We start from the raw sequence: 3,885 nt of genomic DNA on the forward strand, positions 1-3,885 counted from the left end.
AGCTTGCCGGGTAGCGGGCAGGAATCTCACCTGCCCGCCCCCACAGATCCGGACGTGAACCTCTCGATTCATCCGGCTCGTGCCGTCCAATCATCAGGTCAATACCGCAGTTCCCAGTGCGCGAACAGCCGGGGAGCCCGTTCCCGGACCACTTTCAGCCATTGCCGCGCTTTCTTTTCGCTGCGTTTCAGCCGCTCGTACTTCCGTATCGCCCAGCGCATCAGATGGCGGTCGATGCGCTCACAGAGGGGTTTCACCCTGCTCGGATAGAACACGGTGAAGTAGTTGAACCAGCCCCGCAGGACTGGGTTCAGCCATCGCGCGATCTCGCTGAGTGTCTGATTCGTGCGCCGGTGGATCCGCCAGGCCGCTAGCTTGCGGCTCATCTCGGTCAGCTTGTCCGGAGACACCGCTGGCAAGAATCCGGTGTATACCTGTTTCCGGGTCTTGTCGAACGCCATCCGCGGACGGAACGCATACCCGCAGAACGTGAACGTCACCGCCTCGAACTCCAAGCGGCGTCTACTGTCCTTGCAATACACGATCTTCGTCTTATCGGGATGGAGGACCAGCCCGATCTCGGCGAACCGACCTTCTATTGCCACCCATACCTGACGGGCTTGCCGCTCGGTCACACAATGGACCACCACGTCGTCTGCAAACCGCTCGAATGTGACGGCTGGGAACTCCCGAGCCATCCACATGTCGAAGCCGTAGTGCAGAAACAGGTTGGCGAGCAAAGGAGATATCGGGCCGCCTTGTGGCGTGCCCTTCGTCCGGGAGGCGAGGGTGCCATCGGACATCAGCATCGGTGCTTTGAGCCAGCGCTCCACATAGAGAAGGACCCATTTCGAGTCCGTGTGCCGCTCGACCGCCTTCAGCATCAGATCCCACGGCACGGAGTCGAAGAAGGCTTTGACGTCCAGATCGACGACCCAGTCCTTCTTGAAGCACCGTTGTCGGCACACCTTGACCGCGTCCAGCGGTGACCGTCCGGGGCGATAGCCGTAGGAGTCGTCGTGGAACACCTTCTCCACGTCCGGCTCCAACGCCATGACCGCCACCGTCTGCGCCACCCTGTCGACCACGTTCGGAATGCCAAGAACCCGCGTCCCACCCTTCTTTGGTATCTCCGCCGCGCGGACTGGACCGGGAAAGTAGCTGCCCGAGGACATGCGATTCCACAGTTTGTAGAGATTGTCTTTCAGCTTCTCCTCGAACTGGGCGATCGTCACGCCATCGGCCCCGGCCGCCCCTCCATTCTCTTTCACTTTCAGCCACGCACCCCACACCAGACGTTTTGGTATGTCGTGCGACTTGACCTGAGACTTCGGCTCACTCATGCGATTCCTCCCTTCTCGGTTGATCGCATTCGTTCGCCAGGACAACCCCGCCCCTTGGCTCCACCTCCACTGCGATACGCAGAGGCTTCCCAGCTACTACGGGCGAGTCCGCCGGCGCGTCTCCGCATCGGTACTCTGCTCCTCGCGGATTTGCCGCTTGGAGTCCTCCCTCTCGCCACCAAGTTCGGCGACAGTATCGGGACGCGCCTTCACACGTTCCATGCGAGAGCCTTGTCCGGGCTCATGCTGCCTATATGCCGGAGACCGCCTGGGCAGTAAACGGGTATCCCCCAGACTCATCCCGGAGTAGTTTTGCGACTCCAGTTTCGATCTCATCTGACTTCTTTTCGACACGTCGACGGCAGAGAGCTTGCGCCCATCGCTCATCTTCCCGGACCACACCTGACGCGATCAGGTCGCGCCTTTTCCCACGACGTTCACCACAACGGTCTGCCGAGTAGCCGAGGGGAATCTCACCCCTCGGCTCTCACAGAACCGTGCGTAACAGTCGCCCGTTACACGGCTCTTGCCACTCTGATCACCAGGCCACGGACGGCACTGTGGTCCACTTCCAGTGCGCGAACATATGGGGATACCGTGCGGCGATTTCCCACATCTTCTGGAGTGCTTTCCGCAGCGCCGCGAGCTTCTTGTACTTCTGGCGGATCCACCGCACCAAGTAGGCATTGATGCGCATCAGGAGGGGAGCAAGTGCTGACCGGTAGAACCGGCCAAAATACTGCATCCATCCCCGCACGATCGGATTGATCCGCCGTGCGAGCTCTGCGAAGGAGAGGTCGGAACGGGTGTGGACCCGCCACCTGCGGACCTCCGCACTGATCCTCTTCAGAGCTTCCTTGCTGATTGCCGGCGCGAATGACGTGGACCGCCGTCCGTGTTTGTTCCGGCTCGTGCGCGCGCGAAACGTGTACCCGAGAAAAGTGAACTCCGTCTGCCCGAAGGGCCGTCGGCGCTTACTATCCCGGCAGTACACGATCTTGGTTTTGTCGGGATGTAATTGCAGCCCGACCTCCTCCATCCTGTCCATGAGCGAGGCCAGCACGTCGCGGGCCTGACGCTCCGACACGCAGTGCACCACAGCGTCGTCGGCATAGCGCTCAAACGTGATACCCGGCCACTTCCGCGCCAGCCACGTATCGAACGCATAATGCATGAACAGGTTCGCCAGCACGGGTGAAACCGCTGAGCCCTGTGGGGTTCCTCGGTCTCGTACTTGCAAGGTCCCATCGGGCAGTTGAAGCGGCGCTTGGAGCCATCGCTTCACATACAGAATCACCCAACGGGCATCGGTGTGTGCCTCTACGGCTTTGACGATGAGGTCCCACCGGACACTGTCGAAGAACTTCTGGACATCGAGATCGATCACCCAGTCCCTCTTCCAACAGCGCTGACGGCAGCGTTCCACCGCATCGAGTGCCGACCGTCCAGGCCGGTAGCCGTAGGAATCTTCATGGAAAACGGGCTCGACCCGTTCCATCAGATGCCTGGCCACTACGGTCTGGGCGATTCTGTCGGCCACCGTGGGCACGCCCAAGATCCTCACGCCGCCTCCGGGAGACGACTTGGGGATCTCCACCGCACGTACCGGCGGAGGAAAGTAGGTCCCTGACGACATTCTGTTCCAGATCTTGTAAAGGTTGCTTTTCAGATCCTTCTCAAAGTCCTCAATGGAACGACTATCCACGCCGGGTGCGCCTCTGTTTGCTTTCACTCCTTCGTACGCCTCCCAGACTTCCCGCTTCGAAATATCAAACGGCTTGCCTGATGACTTCAACGCGTTCATGTAGGTCCTCCCAGGAATCCCGGTTGTCTAGATAAACCACGTCACGAATGGCCCGGCCCCTTCGCTCCACTCCCGTTACAGGAGCTTCATCACTACTACGAACCGGTCCGCCAGCGCGCCCCGCATCGGTACTCGATCCCTTGTGGTGTCCGCCACTTGGGAAACTCCCTCTCGCCCGCCGTACGGCGTGACGGTATCGAAGCGCGCCTTCTCCTGTTCCATGCGAGAGCGGCAGACCGGGCTCACGTCGTCTACACGCCGGACACCACCTGGCCAGTAAGCGGATAGCCGCCAGGCTCATCCCGGAGTTAGCTAAAGACCCCGGTTTCGATGCCATCTGTCTGCTTAACGACGCTTCAGCAACGATTCGCTTGCGCTCGTCTTCCCGATCCCCACCTGACGCCTCTTACAACGCCTTTTCCTCAATCGCTCACCACGGCAGTCATTAGCTAGCGCAGCATGAGGTGGTTTGAAGCCTCCCTCCGCAGAGCGGCTTCGAAGGGCCATACCTTCATCTCTCGCACAGCACCGTTTTCAGAAAGCTGTCCTACGACCAACTCCCTTTCACGTTCAGGACACAATCAGCCAATGCAGCTCGGGGTAGTTTAGAGCCTCTCCCCGCAGAGCGGCTCTGGAGGGCCAACAAACCTCCATCTCTCACACAGCACCGCGTTCAGTGAAGCGCCATCGCTTCTCCGCCTCCCGCGTTCGTGTTCACAACAAGACGCTGAAGTACTG

2 protein-coding genes are annotated in these 3,885 nt (G+C 60.2%); both read right to left on the reverse strand.

The features are described from left to right. Positions 1–98: 98 nt before the first annotated feature. Positions 99–1,343 carry a group II intron reverse transcriptase/maturase gene (ltrA, locus tag ACTWPW_RS63220; RefSeq protein WP_443174887.1) on the reverse strand — a complete coding sequence of 415 codons (1,245 nt, stop codon included), beginning with the start codon at positions 1,341–1,343 and terminating at the stop codon, positions 99–101. Positions 1,344–1,881: 538 nt separating this feature from the next. Then, on the reverse strand, positions 1,882–3,147 hold the full coding sequence (gene ltrA, locus ACTWPW_RS63225) for a group II intron reverse transcriptase/maturase (protein ID WP_443174888.1): 1,266 nt from the start codon (positions 3,145–3,147) through the stop codon (positions 1,882–1,884). Positions 3,148–3,885 lie beyond the last annotated feature (738 nt).

Source organism: Nonomuraea sp. KM90, assembly GCF_052246675.1.
Classification (GTDB): Bacteria; Actinomycetota; Actinomycetes; order Streptosporangiales; family Streptosporangiaceae; genus Nonomuraea.

Excerpts from the sequence above, each read along its gene's own strand:
- ltrA (WP_443174887.1), bottom strand. The coding sequence starts at position 1,343 with ATGAGTGAGCCGAAGTCTCAGGTCAAGTCGCACGACATACCAAAACGT.
- ltrA (WP_443174888.1), bottom strand. The coding sequence starts at position 3,147 with ATGAACGCGTTGAAGTCATCAGGCAAGCCGTTTGATATTTCGAAGCGG.